The organism is Comamonas squillarum (genome assembly GCF_025309455.1).
Classification (GTDB): domain Bacteria; phylum Pseudomonadota; class Gammaproteobacteria; order Burkholderiales; family Burkholderiaceae_C; genus Comamonas; species Comamonas squillarum.
The window spans coordinates 3,019,119-3,039,103 of sequence record NZ_CP104377.1; the positions used below are offsets into that span (position 1 = coordinate 3,019,119).

Annotated in this window: 14 protein-coding genes, 2 tRNA genes and 4 rRNA genes; 6 read left to right on the forward strand and 14 right to left on the reverse strand. The window is 60.6% G+C overall.

The features are described from left to right. Positions 1 to 39: 39 nt before the first annotated feature. From N4T19_RS13980 to N4T19_RS14005, 6 genes are all read left to right on the forward strand, one after another. Entirely contained in the window at positions 40 to 1,023 is a 984-nt protein-coding gene (locus tag N4T19_RS13980; protein WP_116926386.1) for a 2-hydroxyacid dehydrogenase, read from the forward strand. Between the two features lie 69 nt (positions 1,024 to 1,092). Continuing rightward, the gene (locus N4T19_RS13985) at positions 1,093 to 2,541 is read left to right on the forward strand and encodes an aldehyde dehydrogenase family protein (RefSeq protein WP_116926228.1); all 1,449 of its coding nucleotides are present in this window, start codon (positions 1,093 to 1,095) and stop codon (positions 2,539 to 2,541) included. Positions 2,542 to 2,648: 107 nt separating this feature from the next. Continuing rightward, positions 2,649 to 3,623 carry a DHH family phosphoesterase gene (locus N4T19_RS13990; protein WP_116926227.1) on the forward strand — a complete coding sequence of 325 codons (975 nt, stop codon included), beginning with the start codon at positions 2,649 to 2,651 and terminating at the stop codon, positions 3,621 to 3,623. After that, on the forward strand, positions 3,623 to 3,862 hold the full coding sequence (locus tag N4T19_RS13995; RefSeq protein WP_116926385.1) for a cysteine-rich CWC family protein: 240 nt from the start codon (positions 3,623 to 3,625) through the stop codon (positions 3,860 to 3,862). Before N4T19_RS13990 ends, N4T19_RS13995 begins: the two co-directional genes overlap by 1 nt. Positions 3,863 to 3,962: 100 nt before the next feature. After that, the gene (locus N4T19_RS14000; protein ID WP_260718314.1) at positions 3,963 to 5,429 is read left to right on the forward strand and encodes a DHA2 family efflux MFS transporter permease subunit; all 1,467 of its coding nucleotides are present in this window, start codon (positions 3,963 to 3,965) and stop codon (positions 5,427 to 5,429) included. A gap of 56 nt (positions 5,430 to 5,485) precedes the next feature. Beyond that, the gene (locus N4T19_RS14005; protein WP_260718315.1) at positions 5,486 to 6,253 is read left to right on the forward strand and encodes a class II glutamine amidotransferase; all 768 of its coding nucleotides are present in this window, start codon (positions 5,486 to 5,488) and stop codon (positions 6,251 to 6,253) included. 53 nt (positions 6,254 to 6,306) lie between these two features. Here N4T19_RS14005 and N4T19_RS14010 read toward each other — a convergent pair whose 3' ends face one another. The 14 genes from N4T19_RS14010 to rrf (N4T19_RS14075) all read right to left on the reverse strand — a co-directional run bounded on the left by N4T19_RS14010 (position 6,307) and on the right by rrf (N4T19_RS14075) (position 19,839). Continuing rightward, on the reverse strand, positions 6,307 to 7,437 hold the full coding sequence (locus N4T19_RS14010) for an acyl-CoA dehydrogenase family protein (RefSeq protein ID WP_182343844.1): 1,131 nt from the start codon (positions 7,435 to 7,437) through the stop codon (positions 6,307 to 6,309). A 48-nt stretch (positions 7,438 to 7,485) separates the two neighbouring features. After that, positions 7,486 to 8,154, reverse strand: coding sequence for an SDR family oxidoreductase (locus N4T19_RS14015; protein WP_260718317.1), 669 nt, complete (start codon positions 8,152 to 8,154; stop codon positions 7,486 to 7,488). Positions 8,155 to 8,180: 26 nt separating this feature from the next. Beyond that, on the reverse strand, positions 8,181 to 8,804 hold the full coding sequence (locus N4T19_RS14020) for an MSMEG_1061 family FMN-dependent PPOX-type flavoprotein (protein WP_260718318.1): 624 nt from the start codon (positions 8,802 to 8,804) through the stop codon (positions 8,181 to 8,183). Continuing rightward, entirely contained in the window at positions 8,801 to 9,901 is a 1,101-nt protein-coding gene (locus N4T19_RS14025; protein ID WP_260718320.1) for a hypothetical protein, read from the reverse strand. The genes N4T19_RS14020 and N4T19_RS14025 overlap by 4 nt, the downstream gene beginning before the upstream one ends. 27 nt (positions 9,902 to 9,928) lie before the next feature. After that, positions 9,929 to 11,110 carry an acetyl-CoA C-acyltransferase gene (locus tag N4T19_RS14030; RefSeq protein ID WP_182343846.1) on the reverse strand — a complete coding sequence of 394 codons (1,182 nt, stop codon included), beginning with the start codon at positions 11,108 to 11,110 and terminating at the stop codon, positions 9,929 to 9,931. A gap of 100 nt (positions 11,111 to 11,210) precedes the next feature. Further along, the gene (gene can / locus N4T19_RS14035) at positions 11,211 to 11,873 is read right to left on the reverse strand and encodes a carbonate dehydratase (protein ID WP_116926220.1); all 663 of its coding nucleotides are present in this window, start codon (positions 11,871 to 11,873) and stop codon (positions 11,211 to 11,213) included. Positions 11,874 to 11,921: 48 nt separating this feature from the next. After that, positions 11,922 to 13,103 carry an isovaleryl-CoA dehydrogenase gene (locus N4T19_RS14040; RefSeq protein ID WP_182343849.1) on the reverse strand — a complete coding sequence of 394 codons (1,182 nt, stop codon included), beginning with the start codon at positions 13,101 to 13,103 and terminating at the stop codon, positions 11,922 to 11,924. A 98-nt stretch (positions 13,104 to 13,201) separates the two neighbouring features. Beyond that, the gene (locus N4T19_RS14045) at positions 13,202 to 13,597 is read right to left on the reverse strand and encodes a MerR family transcriptional regulator (protein WP_182343851.1); all 396 of its coding nucleotides are present in this window, start codon (positions 13,595 to 13,597) and stop codon (positions 13,202 to 13,204) included. A 129-nt stretch (positions 13,598 to 13,726) separates the two neighbouring features. Beyond that, a 5S ribosomal RNA gene (gene rrf, locus N4T19_RS14050) occupies positions 13,727 to 13,839 on the reverse strand. A gap of 257 nt (positions 13,840 to 14,096) precedes the next feature. Continuing rightward, a 23S ribosomal RNA gene (locus tag N4T19_RS14055) occupies positions 14,097 to 16,975 on the reverse strand. 387 nt (positions 16,976 to 17,362) lie between these two features. Further along, positions 17,363 to 17,438, reverse strand: a tRNA-Ala gene (locus N4T19_RS14060). 148 nt (positions 17,439 to 17,586) lie between these two features. Further along, a tRNA-Ile gene (locus N4T19_RS14065) sits at positions 17,587 to 17,663 on the reverse strand. A 167-nt stretch (positions 17,664 to 17,830) separates the two neighbouring features. Further along, positions 17,831 to 19,359: ribosomal RNA gene (locus tag N4T19_RS14070) — 16S ribosomal RNA — on the reverse strand. Positions 19,360 to 19,726: 367 nt separating this feature from the next. After that, a 5S ribosomal RNA gene (rrf, locus tag N4T19_RS14075) occupies positions 19,727 to 19,839 on the reverse strand. The 16S, 23S and 5S rRNA genes sit together here with 2 tRNA genes alongside, the layout of an rRNA operon. Positions 19,840 to 19,985: the final 146 nt, after the last annotated feature.

A 19,985-nucleotide genomic window follows, 5' to 3' on the forward strand; every position in this document is an offset into this window, starting at 1 on the left:
GCGCCGGGCTCCTTCCGTTTAAAGCCCTCTCCACACATGATTGCCACCCAACGCCCGCGCGTGCTGCAAATGGGCAAGATGCCGCTGCCCGCGCTTGATGCCGATCTGGCCCAGGAATTCGATACCACCGTGCTGAGCGCACAAGCGGACCCGCAGCAGTTCCTGGCTGCCCACGGTTCGGAGTTTGCCTACCTGGTCACCTCGGCCAGCATAGGCGCATCGGCCTCGGTGATCCAGGCCTTGCCGGCGCTGCGCGGCATCAGCAGCTTTGGCGTGGGCTTTGATGCGCTGGACCAGCAGTCCATCCTCGCCCAGTCCGCGCGCGTGGGCTACACCCCCGGCGTGCTGGACGACTGCGTGGCCGACATGGCCTTTGCACTGCTGCTGGACAGTGCCCGCCGCCTGGCAGCGGCTGACCGCTTTGTGCGCGCGGGCCTGTGGCCCACCGAGCGCTTTGGCGTCTACACCCGTGCCTCGGGCAAGCGCCTGGGCATTCTGGGCATGGGCCGCATTGGCCGCCAGGTGGCGCGCCGCGCCAGCGGTTTTGACATGGAGGTGGCCTACCACAACCGCCGCCCAGTCAGCGATTCGCCGCACCGCTACATGGAGTCGCTGCAGGAACTGGCCCAGTGGTGCGATTTTCTGGTCATCACTGCTGCCGGTGGCGACGACACCCGCCACCTGGTCGATGCCCAGGTGCTGGACGCCCTGGGCCCGCAGGGTTTTGTGATCAATGTGGCGCGCGGCAGCGTGGTCGATGAAGCGGCCCTGCTGGACGCGCTGCAACACCAGCGCATTGCCGGCGCGGGCCTCGATGTGTTCGAGGACGAACCACGCCCCCTGCCCGGCCTGCTGCAGCAGGACAACGTAGTGCTGGCACCGCATATCGCCAGCGGCACCCAGGAGACGCGCCGCGCGATGGCCGATCTGGTGCTGGCCAACCTGCGCAGCTTGATCGCCAATGGCCAGCCGCTGCAGGAAGTGCCCTGGTCCCAAGCTGCGGCACAGGCCCGTGCTGGTTGAGAACGTTTTTACGACGACCGAACCATCCACCCATTTTTTTGAGAACAGGCCCAACCGCCTGGCAAGCTTATGACGACACACAACAACCTGATCAACGGCAGCTGGACACCCGGCAAGACCACCTCGCCCAACACCAACCCCAGCGACCTGTCCGACGTGATCGGCCAGTATGCGCAGGGCGATGCCAGCGATGTGGATGCCGCAGTGGCAGCAGCCACGGCGGCCTTCCCGGCCTGGAGCGTCTCGGGCATCCAGGCGCGCCATGATGCGCTGGACAAGATCGGCAATGAAATCCTGGCGCGCAAGGAAGAGCTGGGCGACCTGCTGGCCCGCGAAGAAGGCAAGACCCGGCCCGAGGCGATTGGCGAAGTAGCCCGCGCCGGCCAGATCTTCAAGTTCTTTGCCGGTGAATGCCTGCGCCTGGCCGGTGAGAGCCTGCCGTCGGTGCGCCCCGGCATTGGCGTGGAAATCACGCGCGAGCCCGTCGGTGTCGTCGGCCTGATCACCCCCTGGAACTTCCCCATCGCCATTCCGGCCTGGAAGATCGCACCGGCGCTGGCCTTTGGCAACTGCGTGGTGATCAAGCCCGCCGATCTGGTGCCCGGCAGCGCCTGGGCACTGGCCGACATCATCCACCGCAGCGGCATCCCCGCCGGTGTCTTCAACCTGGTGATGGGCCGGGGCCGCATCATTGGCGATGCGCTGGTGCAGCACCCCGATGTGGCCGCGATCAGCTTTACCGGCTCGGTCGGTGTGGGCCGGGGCATTGCCGAGGCCTGCGTGAAATCGGGCAAGAAGGTGCAGCTGGAGATGGGTGGCAAGAACCCGCAGGTGGTGCTCGACGATGCCGACCTGGCCCAGGCGGTGGAGCTGTCGGCCCAGAGCTGCTTTTACTCGACCGGCCAGCGCTGCACCGCATCGAGCCGCCTGATCGTCACCGACAAGATCTACCCGGCCTTCGTGCAGGCGCTGCAAGAGCGCATGGCCAAGATCAAGGTCGGCGATGCGCGCGCCGCCGGCACCGATATCGGCCCCGTGGTGAGCCAGGCCCAGCTGGAGCAGGACCTGAGCTATGTGGAAATCGCCCAGGCTGAAGGCGCCGTGCTGGCCACGGGCGGCAGCCGCATTGCCTGCCACACCGGCAGTGGCAAGGAAGGTTTTTTCATGCAACCGGCCCTGCTGGTGGACAGCACACCCCAGATGCGCATCAACCGCGAAGAGGTGTTTGGCCCCGTCGCCAGCGTGATCCGCGTGCGGGACTACGAAGAGGCGCTGGCCGTCGCCAATGACACCGCCTTTGGCCTGTCTGCCGGTATTGCCACTACCAGCCTGAAGTACGCCAGCCACTTCAAGCGCCATGCCCAGGCCGGCATGGTGATGGTCAACCTGCCCACCGCAGGCGTGGACTACCATGTGCCGTTTGGTGGCCGCAAGGGATCGAGCTACGGCCCGCGCGAGCAAGGCCGCTATGCGCAGGAGTTCTACACCACGGTGAAGACCGCCTATACGCTGGCTTGAACGCTGCGCCAGCACCAGGCGCTTTGCGGGCATCCGGTGGCCCTCCACCCGATGCCCGCGCAGTACCTGGTCGCTCTCAGGTAATACGCTTGGCGGAAAATGGCAGGATGAAACTTCTGCCTGACCTCTCTCTGCCGGTGACGGCCGACATCAACGATCCCCAGCCGCTGATCCTCTACCATGGCCGCAACTGCCCCGATGGCTATGGCGCGGCGCTGGCGGCCTGGCTGTTCTTCTCCGGCAACGCAGAGTTTCGCGGCCTGGACCACGGCGAAATCCAGACCGTGGACGACCTGGGGCCGCTGACTGGCCGCACGATCTACATCCTCGACTTCGCCTTTGGCCCCGAGCTGTTGGCAGCCATTGAGGCCCAGGCCCACAAGCTGGTGCTGCTGGACCACCACAAGAGCGCCGCTGAAAAGCTCAATGGCTACCAATGCACCTGCGGCGTCGTGCATTTCGACATGAACAAGTCGGGCGCACGCCTGGCCTGGGAGTTCTTCTTCCCCAAGGACCCGATCCCCGCGCTGGTGTTGCACATCGAAGACCGCGATATCTGGCGCTGGCAGTATCCCGACAGCGGTGCCTTTTTGGCCGCGCTGGACATGGAGCCGCGCAGCTTTGAGCGCTGGGCCGAGATTGCGGCCTTCAGCCCCGAGCAGCTGAGCGCCTTCATGGCCCGTGGCGGCGCGATGGACGAGAAATACCTCAAGCTCTGCAGCGATATCGCCGAAGGCGCGCAGCCGCTGGTGTTCAACGGCGTGGCCGGCCTGATGGTCAATGCCCCGGGCATGTTCCACAGCCAGGTCGGCGACATCCTCGCCAAGCAAAGCGGCAGCTTTGCGCTGATGTGGAGCGCCAGCCCCAAGGGCGCCAAATGCGGCCTGCGCTCGCGCTCGGATTTCAACTGCATCCCGCTGGCCGAAAGCATGGGCGGCGGCGGCCATGCCCAGGCCTGCGGCTTCCGCATGGGGGTGGACCGCATCCCCGAGCTGCTGGCAGGCACGCTGACCGCCCGGCCTGAAGACGCACTGCCGCCAGCGCGCCCCGCCCCTACGCCGGCGCCAACCGGCACGCCATGATGCCTGCCACCCGCACAGGCAGCAGCACCTGGGCGCAGCAATGCCCCCTGTGCGGCCAGAGCAATGGCTGCGCGGTGGCCCAGGGCCTGCCCGCTGCCCAGTGCTGGTGCATGAGCGCAGAGATCGATCCCCAGGCCTTGGAACGCCTGGCCCCTGCCGAGCGGGGCCAACGCTGCATCTGCCCGGCCTGTGGGCGTGCGCAGCCCGATCCCGGCGCCCGCCCCAACCGGGGTGACTGACAAGCGCCAACCCCAGGATCATCATCAAACGCCCTGGGCCTGCCCGCAGCCGCCCCACCAGGCCCCTCGCCAAACGCGCCCCCTCCGCCCAGCCCACGCCATGCAGATAAGACACCACACCTCCCAGGATCTGCGCAGCCTCTATGGGGAGCGCTTCCGCTGGTACCTGCTGTTCAGCGTCATGGTGGGCACGATGGCCTCGATCATCTCCTCGACCATCTTCAATGTCGCCATCCCGGCGATGAGCCTGCACTTTCAGCTCGGCCAGTCGCGCGCGCAATGGGTGACCTCGTCCTTCATGGTGGCCACGACGGTGGCGATGCTGACCACGCCCTGGCTGCTGTCGCGCTACGGCTACCGCAACACCTACCTGGGCGCCGTGCTGCTGCTGATGCTGGGGGGCATTGGCGGGGGTTTTAGCAGCGACTACAACCTGGTGCTGGTGGCGCGCGTGGTCGAAGGCCTGGCGGCCGGTGTGATCCAGCCGATTCCGGCCATCATCATCCTGCATGCCTTTGCCGCCCATGAGCAAGGCCGCGCCAATGGCCTGTTTGGCATGGGCATCGTGCTGGCGCCGGCCATCGGCCCCAGCGTGGGCGGCCTGCTGGTCGACTGGATAGGCTGGCGCTCGGTGTTCTTCATGGTGGTGCCGCTGTGCCTGGCCTCGGTCTGGCTGGCGCTGAAGTTTGTGCCCGTCAATGCGCCGGGTGGCGCCGCAGCCGACCGCCATGGCAAAAGCCTGGACTGGCTGGGCCTGGCCATTGCGACCACTGGCACGGTCTGCCTGCTCAATGGCCTGGTGGCGCTGCATGGCACGGGCTGGCAGCAAAGCGCCATACTGCTGGCCATTGCGCTGGTCTGCCTGCCCGCCTTCATCGCGTGGCAGCGGCGCTTGCTGGCCCAGGGCGGCAAGCCGCTGATGGACCTGCGCCTGTTTGCCTGCAAGCCTTTTGCGGCCGGCTGCATTGTGGCCTTTATCTATGGCGTGGCCTTGTTTGGCTCCACCTACCTGCTGCCGGTGTTCATGCAGCTGGGGCTGTCCTACTCGGCCTCGGTGGTCGGCACCACCATGCTGCCCGCCGGCCTGGTGCTGGGCGGCGTCATCGCGCTGGCCGGCCGCATGGCCGACCGCACCCCCGTGCACTGGCTGGTGATCGGCGGCCTCTCGCTGCTGGCGCTGTCCTTCGTGCTCACGGGTGTGCTGCAACCGGGCTCGTCGCTGTGGCTGCTGATCGGCTACACGGTGCTGGGCCGCGTCGGTCTGGGCTTTATCCTGCCCTCGCTCACCCTGGGCAGCATGCGGCCGCTGGACAAGAGCCTGATCTCGCAGGGCTCGAGCAGTTTCAGCTTTCTGCGCATGCTCGGCGGCGCCGCTGGCGTCAGCCTCTGCGGCATCTTTCTGGAGTGGCGCGTGGCCTTCTACGCCAACCAGTCGCCCGCGATCGACATTGCGCTGGCCGAACGCGTCGCGGGCTTTCGCGACACCTTTTTGATGCTGGCCGTGGTCTGTGTGCTGGCCGGCATTGCCGCCCGCCAGCTACAGCCGCGTGCGGGCGCCAAGCCCTGAGCGGCTGGCGAATGGTCTACACTGGGCCATCCAACGGTTTTCAAAGAGTTTTTGCCATGTGCCAACTGCTGGGGATGAACTGCAACACCCCCACCGACATCAACTTCAGCTTCAGCGGCTTTTCGCAGCGGGCGGGCAATACCGACCACCACAGCGATGGCTGGGGCATTGCCTTTTTTGAAGAAGGCGGCCTGCGCCTGCTGGTGGACCACCAGCCCGCCGTCCAGTCGCCGGTGGCCGAGCTGGTGCGGCGCTACCCCATCCAAAGCCGCAATGTGATTGCGCATATCCGCAAGGCCACCCAGGGCCAGGTGATGCTGCAAAACTGCCACCCCTTTGTGCGCGAGCTCTGGGGCAAGAACTGGGTGTTTGCCCACAATGGCGACCTCAAGGATTTCCGCCCGCGCCTGCACAGCCACTTTCACCCGGTGGGCGACACCGACAGTGAGCATGTATTTTGCTGGCTGATGCAGGAGCTGTGGAAATCCCATGCCGGCACGCCCAGCATTGCCGAGCTGACCCACACCTTGCGCGAGCTGGCCGCGCAGATCGCGCCCCAGGGCACCTTCAACTTTCTGCTCTCCAACGGCGAGGCGCTCTGGGCCCATGCCAACACCTTCCTGTGCTACACCGAGCGCGCGCATCCCTTTGCCCAGGCCCAGCTGAGCGACGAGGACCTGAGCATTGACTTTGCCACCTGCACCACACCACAGGACCGGGTGGCCGTGGTGGTGACCGCGCCGCTGACCACCAACGAGCAGTGGACGCCTTTCCAGCCCGGCGAGCTGATGGTGTTTGCCGACGGCCGGCGTCTGCCGCTGTAATCAACAAACCCGGCAGCGCCGGGTTTGTTTTTGGTACGTCTGCGCGAAAGTCTTCAGGCCAGCGCGCGGGTGATCAGAATCTTCTGCACATCGCTGGTGCCTTCATAGATCTGGCAGACCCGCACATCGCGGTAGATGCGCTCGACCGGAAAATCATTGACGACGCCATAGCCGCCCAGGGTCTGGATGGCAGCGCTGCAGACGCGCTCGGCCATTTCGCTGGCAAACAGCTTGGCCATGGCCGCTTCCTTGAGGCAAGGCTGGCCGGCATCGCGCAGGCTGGCGGCATGCCAGATCAGCTGGCGGGCGGCCTCGATCTGCGTGGCGCATTCGGCCAGGCGAAAGCCAACGGCCTGGTGGTTGATGATGGCGGTGCCAAAGCTCTCGCGCTCCTTGGCGTACTGCACGGCCACGTCAAAGGCGCTGCGCGCCATGCCCACGCTTTGGGCGGCAATGCCGATGCGCCCGCCTTCGAGCGCGCCCAGCGCAATCTTGTAGCCCTCGCCCTCGGCGCCAATCAGGTTCTCGGCCGGCACCACGCATTGCTCAAAATTGATCTGTGCGGTATCGCTGCTGTGCTGGCCGAGCTTGTCCTCCAGCCGCGCGACCTGGTAGCCGGGGTTGTCGGTGGGCACGATAAAGGCGCTCATGCCCTTTTTGCCGGCGCCCTTGTCGGTCACCGCAATCACAATCGCCATCTGCCCGTTCTTGCCGCTGGTGATGAACTGCTTGACGCCGTTGATCACATAGGCATCCCCCTGCCTGGTGGCGGTGGTGCGCAGCGCGCTGGCGTCCGAGCCCACATGGGGTTCGGTCAGGCAGAAGGCGCCCAGCATCTCGCCGCGCGCCAGAGGGGCCAGCCATTGCTTCTTTTGCGCATCACTGCCGTAGCGCATCAAGATGGCATTGACGGGGCAGTTGGTCACGCTGATGGCGGTGCTGGTGCCGCCGTCGCCCGCAGCAATCTCTTCGAGCACCAGGGCCAGGCTGATGTAGTCCAGCCCCGCGCCCCCCAGCGCATCGGGCACGCAAATGCCGTAGGCACCCAGCTGGGCCAGGCCCTGGTGGGCCGCCTTGGGGAACACATGGTCGCGGTCCCACTGCGCGGCGTGTGGCCACAGCTCGGCCTGGGCAAATTCACGCACCGCATCGCGGATCATCGTCTGGTCGTCGTTCAAAAGCATGGGTAGGTCTCCGGATTTTCTAGTTCTGGCGTGGTCTGGCAGGCTGGCTTACCAATGCTTGGCGCGGCGGCCATCGTGGTGCAGCAAGCGCCCCTTGTCCGCATCCGTGACCGAGGCCAGGGTCTTGCGCATGTCGCTCACGCTTTGCTGCACGGTCAAGGGCGCTTCTTGCCCGCCCATATCGGTCTGCACCCAGCCCGGGTCCAAGGTGATCAGGCGCGCGCCCGGGTAGTCATGCTGGGCCGAGGCCACCGCCATGTTCAGCGCCGTCTTGCTGACGCGGTACAGCCAGGAATAGCTGTCGTCCACCCCTTCGATCTGCGACATCGACGACGAGATAAAGGCAAACACGCCGCCGCTGGCCTCCACGATCGGGCCGATCTGCGGCAGCAACTGCATGGCGCCCAGCACATTGGTGTGCATCACCGCATCAAAATCGGCCTGCGTCGGCACCTCGCGGGCGTTGGGCCGGCGGATCACCCCTGCCACGTACATCGCCACATCGATCTGCTGGCCGGCCAACGCAGTTGCCAGCGCGGTCACGCTGTCCGGCTGGAGCACATCGACCAGGAACGCCTGCGCGCCCAGCGCCTGCAGCCGCGCCTGGGCCTCGGTATCCCGCACTGTGGCCAGCACGGTCCAGCCTGCCTGCGCATATTCCCGCACCAGCTCCAGGCCGATGCCGCGCGAGGCGCCAATCACCAAAATCACAGCCATTCCCACGCCCTCCTTGGCGGTTGTTGTCACTGTCCCTGTTCTTGCAGAATCTGCTGCTGGTAGCGCGCGACCATGTCCGCCTGCGGCTCGGGCGCAGCACTTGACCCCATCTGGTCATGGATCATCTGGTTGAGCGTCGGCAGGGTACTGCGCGCAATCTGTGCCTCGGCCTGCCACAGGCGCGAGCGCATCAAGGCCTTGGCGCAGTGCAGATAGGCTTCGCGCACTTCGATCTCGATCACGAGCTTGGGCCGCTGGCGCTCGCCATCAAACACATCGATAAAGCGGGCCTCATCGCGCAGCTTTGCGGTGCCGTTGACGCGCAAGGTCTCATCCACGCCGGGTAGCAAAAACAGCAGCGCAATACGCGCATCGGTCAGCAGGTTGCTCAGCGAATCGAGCCGGTTATTGCCACCGGCATCGGGCAGCAGCAGATGCTGCGCGCCCTGGCATTTGACAAAGCCCGGCGGCCCGCCCCGGGGCGAGGCATCGAGCATCTCGGCCGCCTGCCCGGCCGTGGCCACTACGCACAGCGGCGACAGCGCAATAAAGCGCTGGCAATGGGCATCGAGGTGGTCGAGTTGCTTGGCCAGCGCGCGCTCGGCGGGCTGGGCGTAGAGGGCGCGGAGTTGCTCCGTCGATTCGATCATTCGGCCTCCGGGTTGTCACCGTCCGCATCAGCCGCTGCGGCGCCGGCTGCCGCATAGACGGCCAGATAGGCATCCCAGGACGGATCGAATGACACCTCGACGCGCCCAGGCGAGGCCGCCGGCTGCTGCTGCAGCAACTGCTGGGCGGCCGCAGCGTCATCGACGTAATAGCAGGCGCTGCGCTCGCGCATACCTTCAATACGGGTGTAGGCCAGGATACCGGTCTCCATGCGCTCGAGCGCCGCTTGCAGGCTCTCTTGCGCATCGCGCGCCTGGTCCAGGCTCTGGCCGTCTTCAAACGGCAAGGTCCATTGCAGGCAGTAGGGCAGATCGGCGCGCGTGGCCACGGCATTGGCCGACAGGCGCAGGCCCAGCAGATCGGGCACGGCGTCAGCTGCCGCATCGCGGCGGCGTGCTTCGAGCATTTTCCAGCGGTCGTCGTCTGCCGAGGGAAAGCGGTAGCTGCGCCCCAGGCTGTCGCGCAAAAAGGCATCGAACACCGCCGGAAAGGCGGACAGCGGGCCGACGCCGGCGACTTCCGGCGCAAAGCCATCAACTACCTCGACCGGGCCCACGCGCACAGCGAAATCCCATTCACCCAGCGCGTGGTCCAGCATGATGAAGGCCATGTGCTGGGCCAGCTCGCGCTGCGCGGGCGCAATGATCTTCTCAAAGCCCAGCTCCAGGCCGACGATGCCGCCGGCATCGTAGTGGGCCACCAGCACATCCGAGCAGGAGAGCTCCAGGCCCTCCATCGCCATGCTGAAATCCTGGATGGGGCTGCGGTTGCGGAACGCCTGCACCTTGTAGCCCGGCAGGCTGGGGGCGGCACGCACCAGGGCCATCAGGTTCTCGAACTGGTCGACATTGCCGTGGGCGCTGAACACCAGACGCGAAAACAGGCTGCCTTCGGAGCGCTCCAGCTCCAGGGCCAAATCGGGGGCAACGCGGGCCAGCATCTCATTGGCCTGCGCCACAAAGGCTTGGTTGGGCAGCAGTGCCAGGTGGCGCTCTTGGTAGACCAGCTCCTGCCAGAAGGACTCGATGTCCTGCGCTTGCAGCTGCCCCGGGCCGGGGCCCACCGATTCGTTCGTCATAGTTTCTCCTCTTTCAGGATGACTAGACTACATGATTTCAATCGCCATGGCCGTGGCCTCACCTCCGCCGATGCACAGGGTGGCCAGGCCACGGCGCTTGCCGCGAGCCTGCAGTGCGTGCAGCAGGGTCACGATGATGCGTGCACCACTGGCACCAATGGGGTGGCCGAGCGCGCAGGCGCCGCCGTTGACGTTGACGATGTCGTGCGAGACCTTCATGTCGGCCATCAGTGCCATCGGCACCACGGCAAAGGCTTCGTTGATTTCCCACAGGTCCACATCCTCGACCTTCCAGCCGGCTTTTTTCAGTGCCTTCTCGGTCGCGCCGATCGGTGCGGTGGTGAACCACTCGGGCTCTTGCGCATAGCTGGCATGGGCTACGATCTTGGCCAGCGGCTTGCAGCCCAGCTCCTTGGCGGTGGACTCGCGCATCAGCACCAGAGCTGCGGCACCATCGTTGATGCTGGAGCTCGACGCCGCCGTGATGGTGCCGTCTTTCTTGAACGCGGGCTTGAGGGCGGCGATCTTGTCCAGCCGCGCCTTGCCGGGGCCTTCGTCTTCCGTCACGGTCACATCGCCCTTGCGCGTGGACACGGTGACTGGCGTGATCTCGGCCTTGAAGGCACCGGACTGGGTCGCCGCCTGCGCGCGCTGCACGCTGGCAATCGCAAACTGGTCCTGCTGCTCGCGGCTGAACTGGTACTTGGCGGCACAGTCCTCGCCAAAGGTGCCCATCGAGCGGCCGGGTTCATAGGCGTCTTCCAGGCCATCGAGCATCATGTGGTCGAACACCTTGTCATGGCCCATGCGGTAGCCGCCACGGCCCTTTTTGAGCAGATAGGGCGCGTTGGTCATGCTTTCCATGCCACCGGCCACCATCACATCGCGGCTGCCAGCCACCAGCTGGTCATGGGCCAGGATGGTGGCTTCCATGCCGGCACCGCACATCTTCGACAGGGTCACGGCGCCGGTGCTCTTGGGCAAGCCGCCCTTGAACAAGGCCTGCCGCGCCGGGGCCTGGCCCTGGCCGGCCATCAGGCAGTTGCCAAACAGCACTTCTTCCACTTTTTCAGGGGCGACACCCGCGCGCTCCACCGCAGCCTTGATGGCTGCGCCACCCAGGTCATTGGCCGAGAGCTCGGCAAAATCGCCCATGAAAGCACCCATGGGGGTACGGGCTGCGCCAACGATAACGACGGGATCATGCATCGGGTGTCTCCTGATTGAATTCGGGTCTTGTGCGGCTGGCACCTCGGGGCCCGCTCGCGCTGTAAAAAAAGCAGCCCTGACCCAGGGCTGCCTTGCGGGTTTAATCGCGCTTGCGTTCGGCCACCAGGGCCACGGCGCGTTGGTGGACTTCGGCCAGCCCGCCAATGCCTGGCACGGTCATTTCCAGATCGGTGATCAGACCGTTCTTGAGGCTATAGCACCAGCCGTGCAAGGTCACCTTCTGGCCACGCGTCCAGGCGTCCTGCAAGATGGTGCTCTGCGCCACATTCACCACCTGCTCGATGGCATTGAGCTCGCACAGCGCATCATGGCGGTGCTGGGGCGAGAGGCTTTGCAGCAAGGCCAGGTGCTTGTCGCGCACATCGCGCACGTGGCGCGTCCAGTTGTCGACCAGGCCCAGGCGCAGGCCTTCGAGCGCCGCGAGCACACCGCCGCAGCCGTAGTGGCCCACGACCATCAGGTCCTGGATCTTGAGCTGGTCCACCGAGTACTGGATGGTCGACAGGCAGTTCAGATCGCTCGGAACCACCACGTTGGCCACATTGCGGTGCACAAACACTTCACCGGGCTCCAGACCGGTGATCTGGTTGGCCGGCACGCGGCTGTCGGAACAACCGATCCACATGTACTTGGGGTGCTGCTGCGACATCAGGCCCGTGAAGAACCCGGGGCGGTCACGCTCCATCTGCTCTGCCCACAAACGGTTGTGGTCAAACAGGTCTTTGATGGAGGTCGTAGTCATAAGGCTATCCTTTGTTGTGTGGGTATCAGGATGGCGCAGCGCAGCCGGTCAGCAGGTTTCTGCGAACAGCTCACGCCCAATCAACATGCGGCGAATCTCGCTGGTGCCGGCGCCAATTTCATAGAGTTTCGCATCTCTCCACAGGCGGCCGAGGGGATACTCGTTGATATACCCATTGCCGCCATAGATTTGCACGCCTTCGCCGGCCATCCAGGTGGCCTTCTCGGCGCACCACAGGATGACGCTGGCGCAGTCCTTGCGCACCTGACGAACATGGTCGGTTCCGAGCAGATCGAGGTTTTTAGCAACCGTATAAGCAAAAGAGCGGCCTGCTTGCAGCACGGTGTACATATCGGCCACCTTGCCCTGGATGAGCTGGAACTCACCAATGCTCTGGCCAAACTGCTTGCGGTCGTGGATGTAGGGCACGACGTTGTCCATCACCGACTGCATGATGCCTAGGGGGCCGCCGGTCAGCACGGCGCGCTCATAGTCTAGGCCACTCATCAGCACCTTGGCACCGCCATTGAGCTGGCCCAGCACGTTCTCGGCCGGCACTTCGACGTTCTGGAACACCAGCTCACCGGTGTGGCTGCCGCGCATGCCCAGCTTGTCCAGCTTCTGCGCAATGGAGAAACCCGGCATGCCCTTCTCGATCAGGAAAGCGGTCACGCCACGGGCCCCCATCTCCGGCTCGGTCTTGGCATACACCACCAGGGTGTCGGCGTCCGGGCCGTTGGTGATCCACATCTTGTTGCCGTTGAGCAGGTAGTAGCCGCCCTTGTCCTCGGCCTTGAGCTTCATGCTGATGACATCGGAGCCGGCACCGGGCTCGCTCATTGCCAATGCACCCACATGCTCACCGCTGATCAGCTTGGGCAGGTACTTGGCCTTCTGGGCTTCATTGCCGTTGCGGTTGATCTGGTTAACGCAGAGGTTGCTGTGGGCGCCATAGGACAGGCCCACCGAGGCGCTGGCGCGGGAGATCTCCTCCATCGCCACCATATGGGCCAGGTAGCCCATGTCCGCGCCGCCGTATTGCTCGGACACCGTGATGCCCAGCACGCCCAGGTCGCCAAACTTGCGCCACAGGTCCATGGGAAACTGGTCATTGCGGTCGATCTCGGCGGCACGCGGCGCGATCTCGGCCTGCGCGAACTCGCGCACGGCGTCGCGCAGGGCGTCGATATCCTCACCCAACTGGAAATTCAGGCCTGGTAATCTGGACATGGTCTTGTCTCCTATCTATATGGCGCACCCGATGCCGCCGATACGCAGCAAAGCTGCTAGAGCTGCATCATTACGTTTACGTTCACGTCAACTATATATTATTTTTTTGACGGCTGCTTTGCGAGCAAAGCATGGGCTTCCTGCATATGCTCATCAATTTCTGCCAAGTTGGCCTGCAAATCTGCCAACTGCGTCTGCAGGCGCTGGCGATGCGCCGTCAGTACCTCGATAAAGCGGCTCAGCTGCACACCGGTATCGCGCGGTGACTCATACAGATCAATGATCTCCTTGGCCTCCTGCAAGCTCAGCCCCAGGCGCTTGGCGCGCAAGGTCAGGCGCAGGCGCGTGCGCTCCTTGGCCGAGTAGACGCGCTGCTTGCCGCCGGTGCCGGTGCGCTCGGGGTGCAACAGGCCCATGTCCTCGTAAAAGCGGATGGCCCGGGTGGTCAGATCAAATTCTGCAGCCAGCTGCCCGATGGAATAAGTCGGTGTCATGGTCTCCCTGCACGCCCTTGTTGTTCTGGATGGACCATTATGCGGCATGCGCCGCTCTACACTGCCAGGTGCCGACCAAAAGAAAAACCCCTCAACTCGGTAAGAGCAGAGGGGTTGATCAGTATAAAAGCCTGACGATGACCTACTTTCACACGGGAATCCGCACTATCATCGGCGCGAAGTCGTTTCACTGTCCTGTTCGGGATGGGAAGGAGTGGTACCAACTTGCTATGGTCATCAGGCATAACTTTTTGCTTCTTGGCCGCTTTGCGCTGATCGGTCGATCAGGGCATTGCTGCTTTCGAAGCGAATTCATAGAGTCGGCATCAAGCTTTGAGGGCTTGGTGCTATCAGCGTTTTATTTGATTGCGCCGACCTGAGCCAGTGATTGTAACACGCTGTGGTGTTCATCATTGTCTGATCTCAAGTCTTTGGCATAACTGCAGTTGCAGTGTTCTTTGCATTGGGCCCCATCTAAGGCGGGGCCAATCAAAGTTATAGGGTCAAGCCGCACGAGCAATTAGTATTGGTTAGCTTAACGCATTGCTGCGCTTCCACACCCAACCTATCAACGTCCTGGTCTAGAACGACTCTTCAGGGGGGTCAAGCCCCCGGCAGATCTCATCTTGGAACGAGTTTCCCGCTTAGATGCTTTCAGCGGTTATCTCTTCCACACATAGCTACTCGGCAATGCCACTGGCGTGACAACCGATACACCAGAGGTGTGTCCACTCCGGTCCTCTCGTACTAGGAGCAGGCTTCCTCAAATCTGCAGCGCCCACGGAAGATAGGGACCAAACTGTCTCACGACGTTTTAAACCCAGCTCACGTACCTCTTTAAATGGCGAACAGCCATACCCTTGGGACCGACTACAGCCCCAGGATGAGATGAGCCGACATCGAGGTGCCAAACACCGCCGTCGATATGAACTCTTGGGCGGTATCAGCCTGTTATCCCCAGAGTACCTTTTATCCGTTGAGCGATGGCCCTTCCATACAGAACCACCGGATCACTATGTCCTGCTTTCGCATCTGCTCGACTTGTCAGTCTCGCAGTTAAGCACGCTTATGCCATTGCACTATCGTCACGATGTCCGACCGTAACTAGCGTACCTTCGAACTCCTCCGTTACGCTTTGGGAGGAGACCGCCCCAGTCAAACTGCCTACCATGCACTGTCCCCGATCCAGATAATGGACCAAGGTTAGAACCTCAAACACACCAGGGTGGTATTTCAACGTTGGCTCCATGAGAACTAGCATCCTCACTTCAAAGCCTCCCACCTATCCTACACAGATCTGTTCAAAGTCCAATACAAAGCTACAGTAAAGGTTCATGGGGTCTTTCCGTCTTTCCGCGGGGAGATTGCATCATCACAAACATTTCAACTTCGCTGAGTCTCAGGAGGAGACAGTGTGGCCATCGTTACGCCATTCGTGCAGGTCGGAACTTACCCGACAAGGAATTTCGCTACCTTAGGACCGTTATAGTTACGGCCGCCGTTTACTGGGACTTCAATCAAGAGCTTGCACCCCATCATTTAATCTTCCAGCACCGGGCAGGCGTCACACCCTATACGTCCACTTTCGTGTTTGCAGAGTGCTGTGTTTTTATTAAACAGTCGCAGCCACCTATTCTTTGCAACCCCGTTTAGCTCCGTTTGTACAACTTCACTTACTGAGGGCACACCTTCTCCCGAAGTTACGGTGTCAATTTGCCGAGTTCCTTCTCCTGAGTTCTCTCAAGCGCCTTAGAATACTCATCTCGCGCACCAGTGTCGGTTTGCGGTACGGTCGTGTGTAGCTGAAGCTTAGTGGCTTTTCCTGGAAGCTGGGTATCACTCACTTCGTCTGCAAGCAGACCCGTTATCACCCCTCATCTTAGCCCGGCGGATTTGCCTACCGAGCACGACTACAGGCTTGAACCAACATATCCAACAGTTGGCTGAGCTAACCTTCTTCGTCCCCACATCGCACTACACATCGGTACGGGAATATTGACCCGTTTCCCATCAGTTACGCATCTCTGCCTCACCTTAGGGGCCGACTTACTCTACGCCGATGAACGTTGCGTAGAAAACCTTGCGCTTACGGCGAGCGGGCTTTTCACCCGCTTTAACGCTACTCATGTCAGCATTCGCACTTCTGATACCTCCAGCATCCGTTACCAGACACCTTCACAGGCTTACAGAACGCTCTCCTACCACGCACAGTAAAACTGTGCATCCGCAGCTTCGGTAACTGGCTTAGCCCCGTTACATCTTCCGCGCAGGACGACTCGATCAGTGAGCTATTACGCTTTCTTTAAATGATGGCTGCTTCTAAGCCAACATCCTGACTGTTTTAGCCTTCCCACTTCGTTTCCCACTTAGCCCGTTTTAGGGACCTTAGCTGGCGGTCTGGGTTGTTTCCCTCTTGAGTCCGGACGTTAGCACCCGGTGCTCTGTCTCCCAAGCTGTACTCTGCGGTATTCGGAGTTTGCATAGGTTTGGTAAGTCGCCATGACCCCCTAGCCTAAACAGTGCTCTACCCCCGCAGGTAATACTTGAGGCACTACCTAAATAGTTTTCGGAGAGAACCAGCTATTTCCAAGTTTGTTTAGCCTTTCACCCCTATCCACAGCTCATCCCCTAGTTTTGCAACACTAGTGGGTTCGGACCTCCAGTACCTGTTACGGCACCTTCATCCTGGCCATGGATAGATCACTTGGTTTCGGGTCTACACCCAGCGACTTGTCGCCCTATTCGGACTCGATTTCTCTACGCCTTCCCTATTCGGTTAAGCTTGCCACTGAATGTAAGTCGCTGACCCATTATACAAAAGGTACGCCGTCACCCCTAAGGGCTCCGACTTTTTGTAAGCATGCGGTTTCAGGATCTATTTCACTCCCCTCCCGGGGTTCTTTTCGCCTTTCCCTCACGGTACTTGTTCACTATCGGTCGATGATGAGTATTTAGCCTTGGAGGATGGTCCCCCCATATTCAGACAGGGTTTCTCGTGCCCCGCCCTACTTGTCTGCAGCCTAGTACCACCAATGCGTTTTCACATACGGGGCTATCACCCACTATGGCCGGACTTTCCATTCCGTTTTGTTAACACACTGACTATCACTGCAAGGCTCTTCCGAATTCGCTCGCCACTACTATCGGAATCTCGGTTGATGTCTTTTCCTCTGGGTACTTAGATGTTTCAGTTCTCCAGGTTCGCTTCGACAACCTATGTATTCAGTTGCCGATACCTATTGCTAGGTGGGTTCCCCCATTCAGAAATCTCCGGATCAAAGTTTATTTGCCAACTCCCCGAAGCTTATCGCAGGCTATCACGTCTTTCGTCGCCTATCATCGCCAAGGCATCCACCACATGCTCTTAGTCACTTGACCCTATAACTTTGACATCTATCTCTAGATCTCAAGCTCAAGAACCCAAGCAACTGCTTTGCGAGGTCTCTCACCTCGCGCGTTATGCCGTAATGTGAATATCTTTGCTGTAGACCCGGTCGCCCAGATCCACATTCTTGAAGAATATTCGTCATTACTGAATAAAATTGCTCTCGCAAAGTTTCATTCGTTTTGACGCAATCAAATTGTTGCTGGTGGCACGGTCTGCACTAAACCTTTACGAATGTGCAGTTTCCACCAGCAACGCTGATTTTCGACTCTATGAATTTTTAAAGAACAGCCGTTTGATCCGGGAATCCGGAATCAACAACAAAACAGTCTCTTGCGAAACCGCTTTGGTGTTGAGTGATAAGTTATCAGTAAAAGTATTGGTGGAGGATGACGGGATCGAACCGACGACCCCCTGCTTGCAAAGCAGGTGCTCTCCCAGCTGAGCTAATCCCCCTGATTGCCTATAGCCGGCGCATTGCTTCGTTGCCCGCTGCTCACACACATCAGTGTGCTTCGCACCAGACGCCTCGCACTGCTTGGCTCTAGTCAATCATCGACTAACTAAAGCGGCATAAGCTCAACCTCTAATCCGTTGGAATCTATGGTGGGTCTAGTTGGGCTCGAACCAACGACCCCTGCGTTATCAACACAGTGCTCTAACCAGCTGAGCTACAGACCCATTCCACGCAGCTAACTCTTGTGAGCTAGCCACCTGGCTTGTGTTCCAACAACCGATAAGTGTGGGCGTTCAATCTTGATTGCTTTTTTGGCTCCTGCCGTGCCGATGGCACTTAACTTTGTTTGCACAAAGTTAGCATCCACCGAAACAGCGAAGCTGTTTTCCAGAAAGGAGGTGATCCAGCCGCACCTTCCGATACGGCTACCTTGTTACGACTTCACCCCAGTCACGAACCCCGCCGTGGTAAGCGCCCTCCTTACGGTTAGGCTACCTACTTCTGGCGAGACCCGCTCCCATGGTGTGACGGGCGGTGTGTACAAGACCCGGGAACGTATTCACCGTGACATTCTGATCCACGATTACTAGCGATTCCGACTTCACGCAGTCGAGTTGCAGACTGCGATCCGGACTACGACTGGCTTTATGGGATTAGCTCCCCCTCGCGGGTTGGCAACCCTTTGTACCAGCCATTGTATGACGTGTGTAGCCCCACCTATAAGGGCCATGAGGACTTGACGTCATCCCCACCTTCCTCCGGTTTGTCACCGGCAGTCCCATTAGAGTGCCCTTTCGTAGCAACTAATGGCAAGGGTTGCGCTCGTTGCGGGACTTAACCCAACATCTCACGACACGAGCTGACGACAGCCATGCAGCACCTGTGTTACGGTTCTCTTTCGAGCACATGTCCATCTCTGGTCACTTCCGTACATGTCAAAGGTGGGTAAGGTTTTTCGCGTTGCATCGAATTAAACCACATCATCCACCGCTTGTGCGGGTCCCCGTCAATTCCTTTGAGTTTCAACCTTGCGGCCGTACTCCCCAGGCGGTCAACTTCACGCGTTAGCTTCGTTACTGAGAAAGTTAATTCCCAACAACCAGTTGACATCGTTTAGGGCGTGGACTACCAGGGTATCTAATCCTGTTTGCTCCCCACGCTTTCGTGCATGAGCGTCAGTACAGGTCCAGGGGATTGCCTTCGCCATCGGTGTTCCTCCGCATATCTACGCATTTCACTGCTACACGCGGAATTCCATCCCCCTCTACCGTACTCTAGCTATGCAGTCACAAAGGCCGTTCCCAGGTTGAGCCCGGGGATTTCACCTCTGTCTTACATAACCGCCTGCGCACGCTTTACGCCCAGTAATTCCGATTAACGCTCGCACCCTACGTATTACCGCGGCTGCTGGCACGTAGTTAGCCGGTGCTTATTCTTACGGTACCGTCATCACTCTCCTTTATTAGAAGAGAGCTTTTCGTTCCGTACAAAAGTAGTTTACAACCCGAGGGCCTTCATCCTACACGCGGCATTGCTGGATCAGGCTTTCGCCCATTGTCCAAAATTCCCCACTGCTGCCTCCCGTAGGAGTCTGGGCCGTGTCTCAGTCCCAGTGTGGCTGGTCGTCCTCTCAGACCAGCTACAGATCGTCGGCTTGGTAAGCTTTTATCCCACCAACTACCTAATCTGCCATCAGCCGCTCTAGTAGCGCAAGGCCCGAAGGTCCCCTGCTTTCATCCTTAGATCTCATGCGGTATTAGCTACTCTTTCGAGTAGTTATCCCCCACTACTAGGCACGTTCCGATGTGTTACTCACCCGTTCGCCACTCGTCAGCATCCGAAGACCTGTTACCGTTCGACTTGCATGTGTAAAGCATGCCGCCAGCGTTCAATCTGAGCCAGGATCAAACTCTATAGTTCGATCTTGAATTTAAAGTCTCTCGACTACTCACTCACTTGACGGAATCAAGAAGATTAAAATCTTCCTCATTACTGTTTAAAGTGAGCGCTTGTTTTGCTCCGAAGAACATATGGCAATCGCCACCAAACGCCCACGCTTATCGGCTGTTAATTTTTAAAGACCTGACCCAAGAGCCTCAACCCTCAGATCCCCTTCGCCGCGATCAGCGAAGCCTTGTATTGTAGCACAGCTTTTGCTGTGCTCCAGAACGTTTTCACGTTTTCTTCTCAACTCTTGCAGCTCACCGACCCTTGGGCCTGGCACGCTACTCTTTTAAGAGCAGAGAAGAAAACGTCCAGCTAGTTGCTGGACGTTTTCAGTATAAAAGCCTGACGATGACCTACTTTCACACGGGAATCCGCACTATCATCGGCGCGAAGTCGTTTCACTGTCCTGTTCGGGATGGGAAGGAGTGGTACCAACTTGCTATGGTCATCAGGCATAACTTTTTGCTCCTTGGCGGCTTTGCGCTGATCGGTCGATCAGGGCATTGCTGCTTTCGAAGCGAATTCATAGAGTCGGCATCAAGCTTTGGAGCTTGGTGCTATCAGCGTTTTATTTGATTGCGCCGACCTGAGCCAGTGAT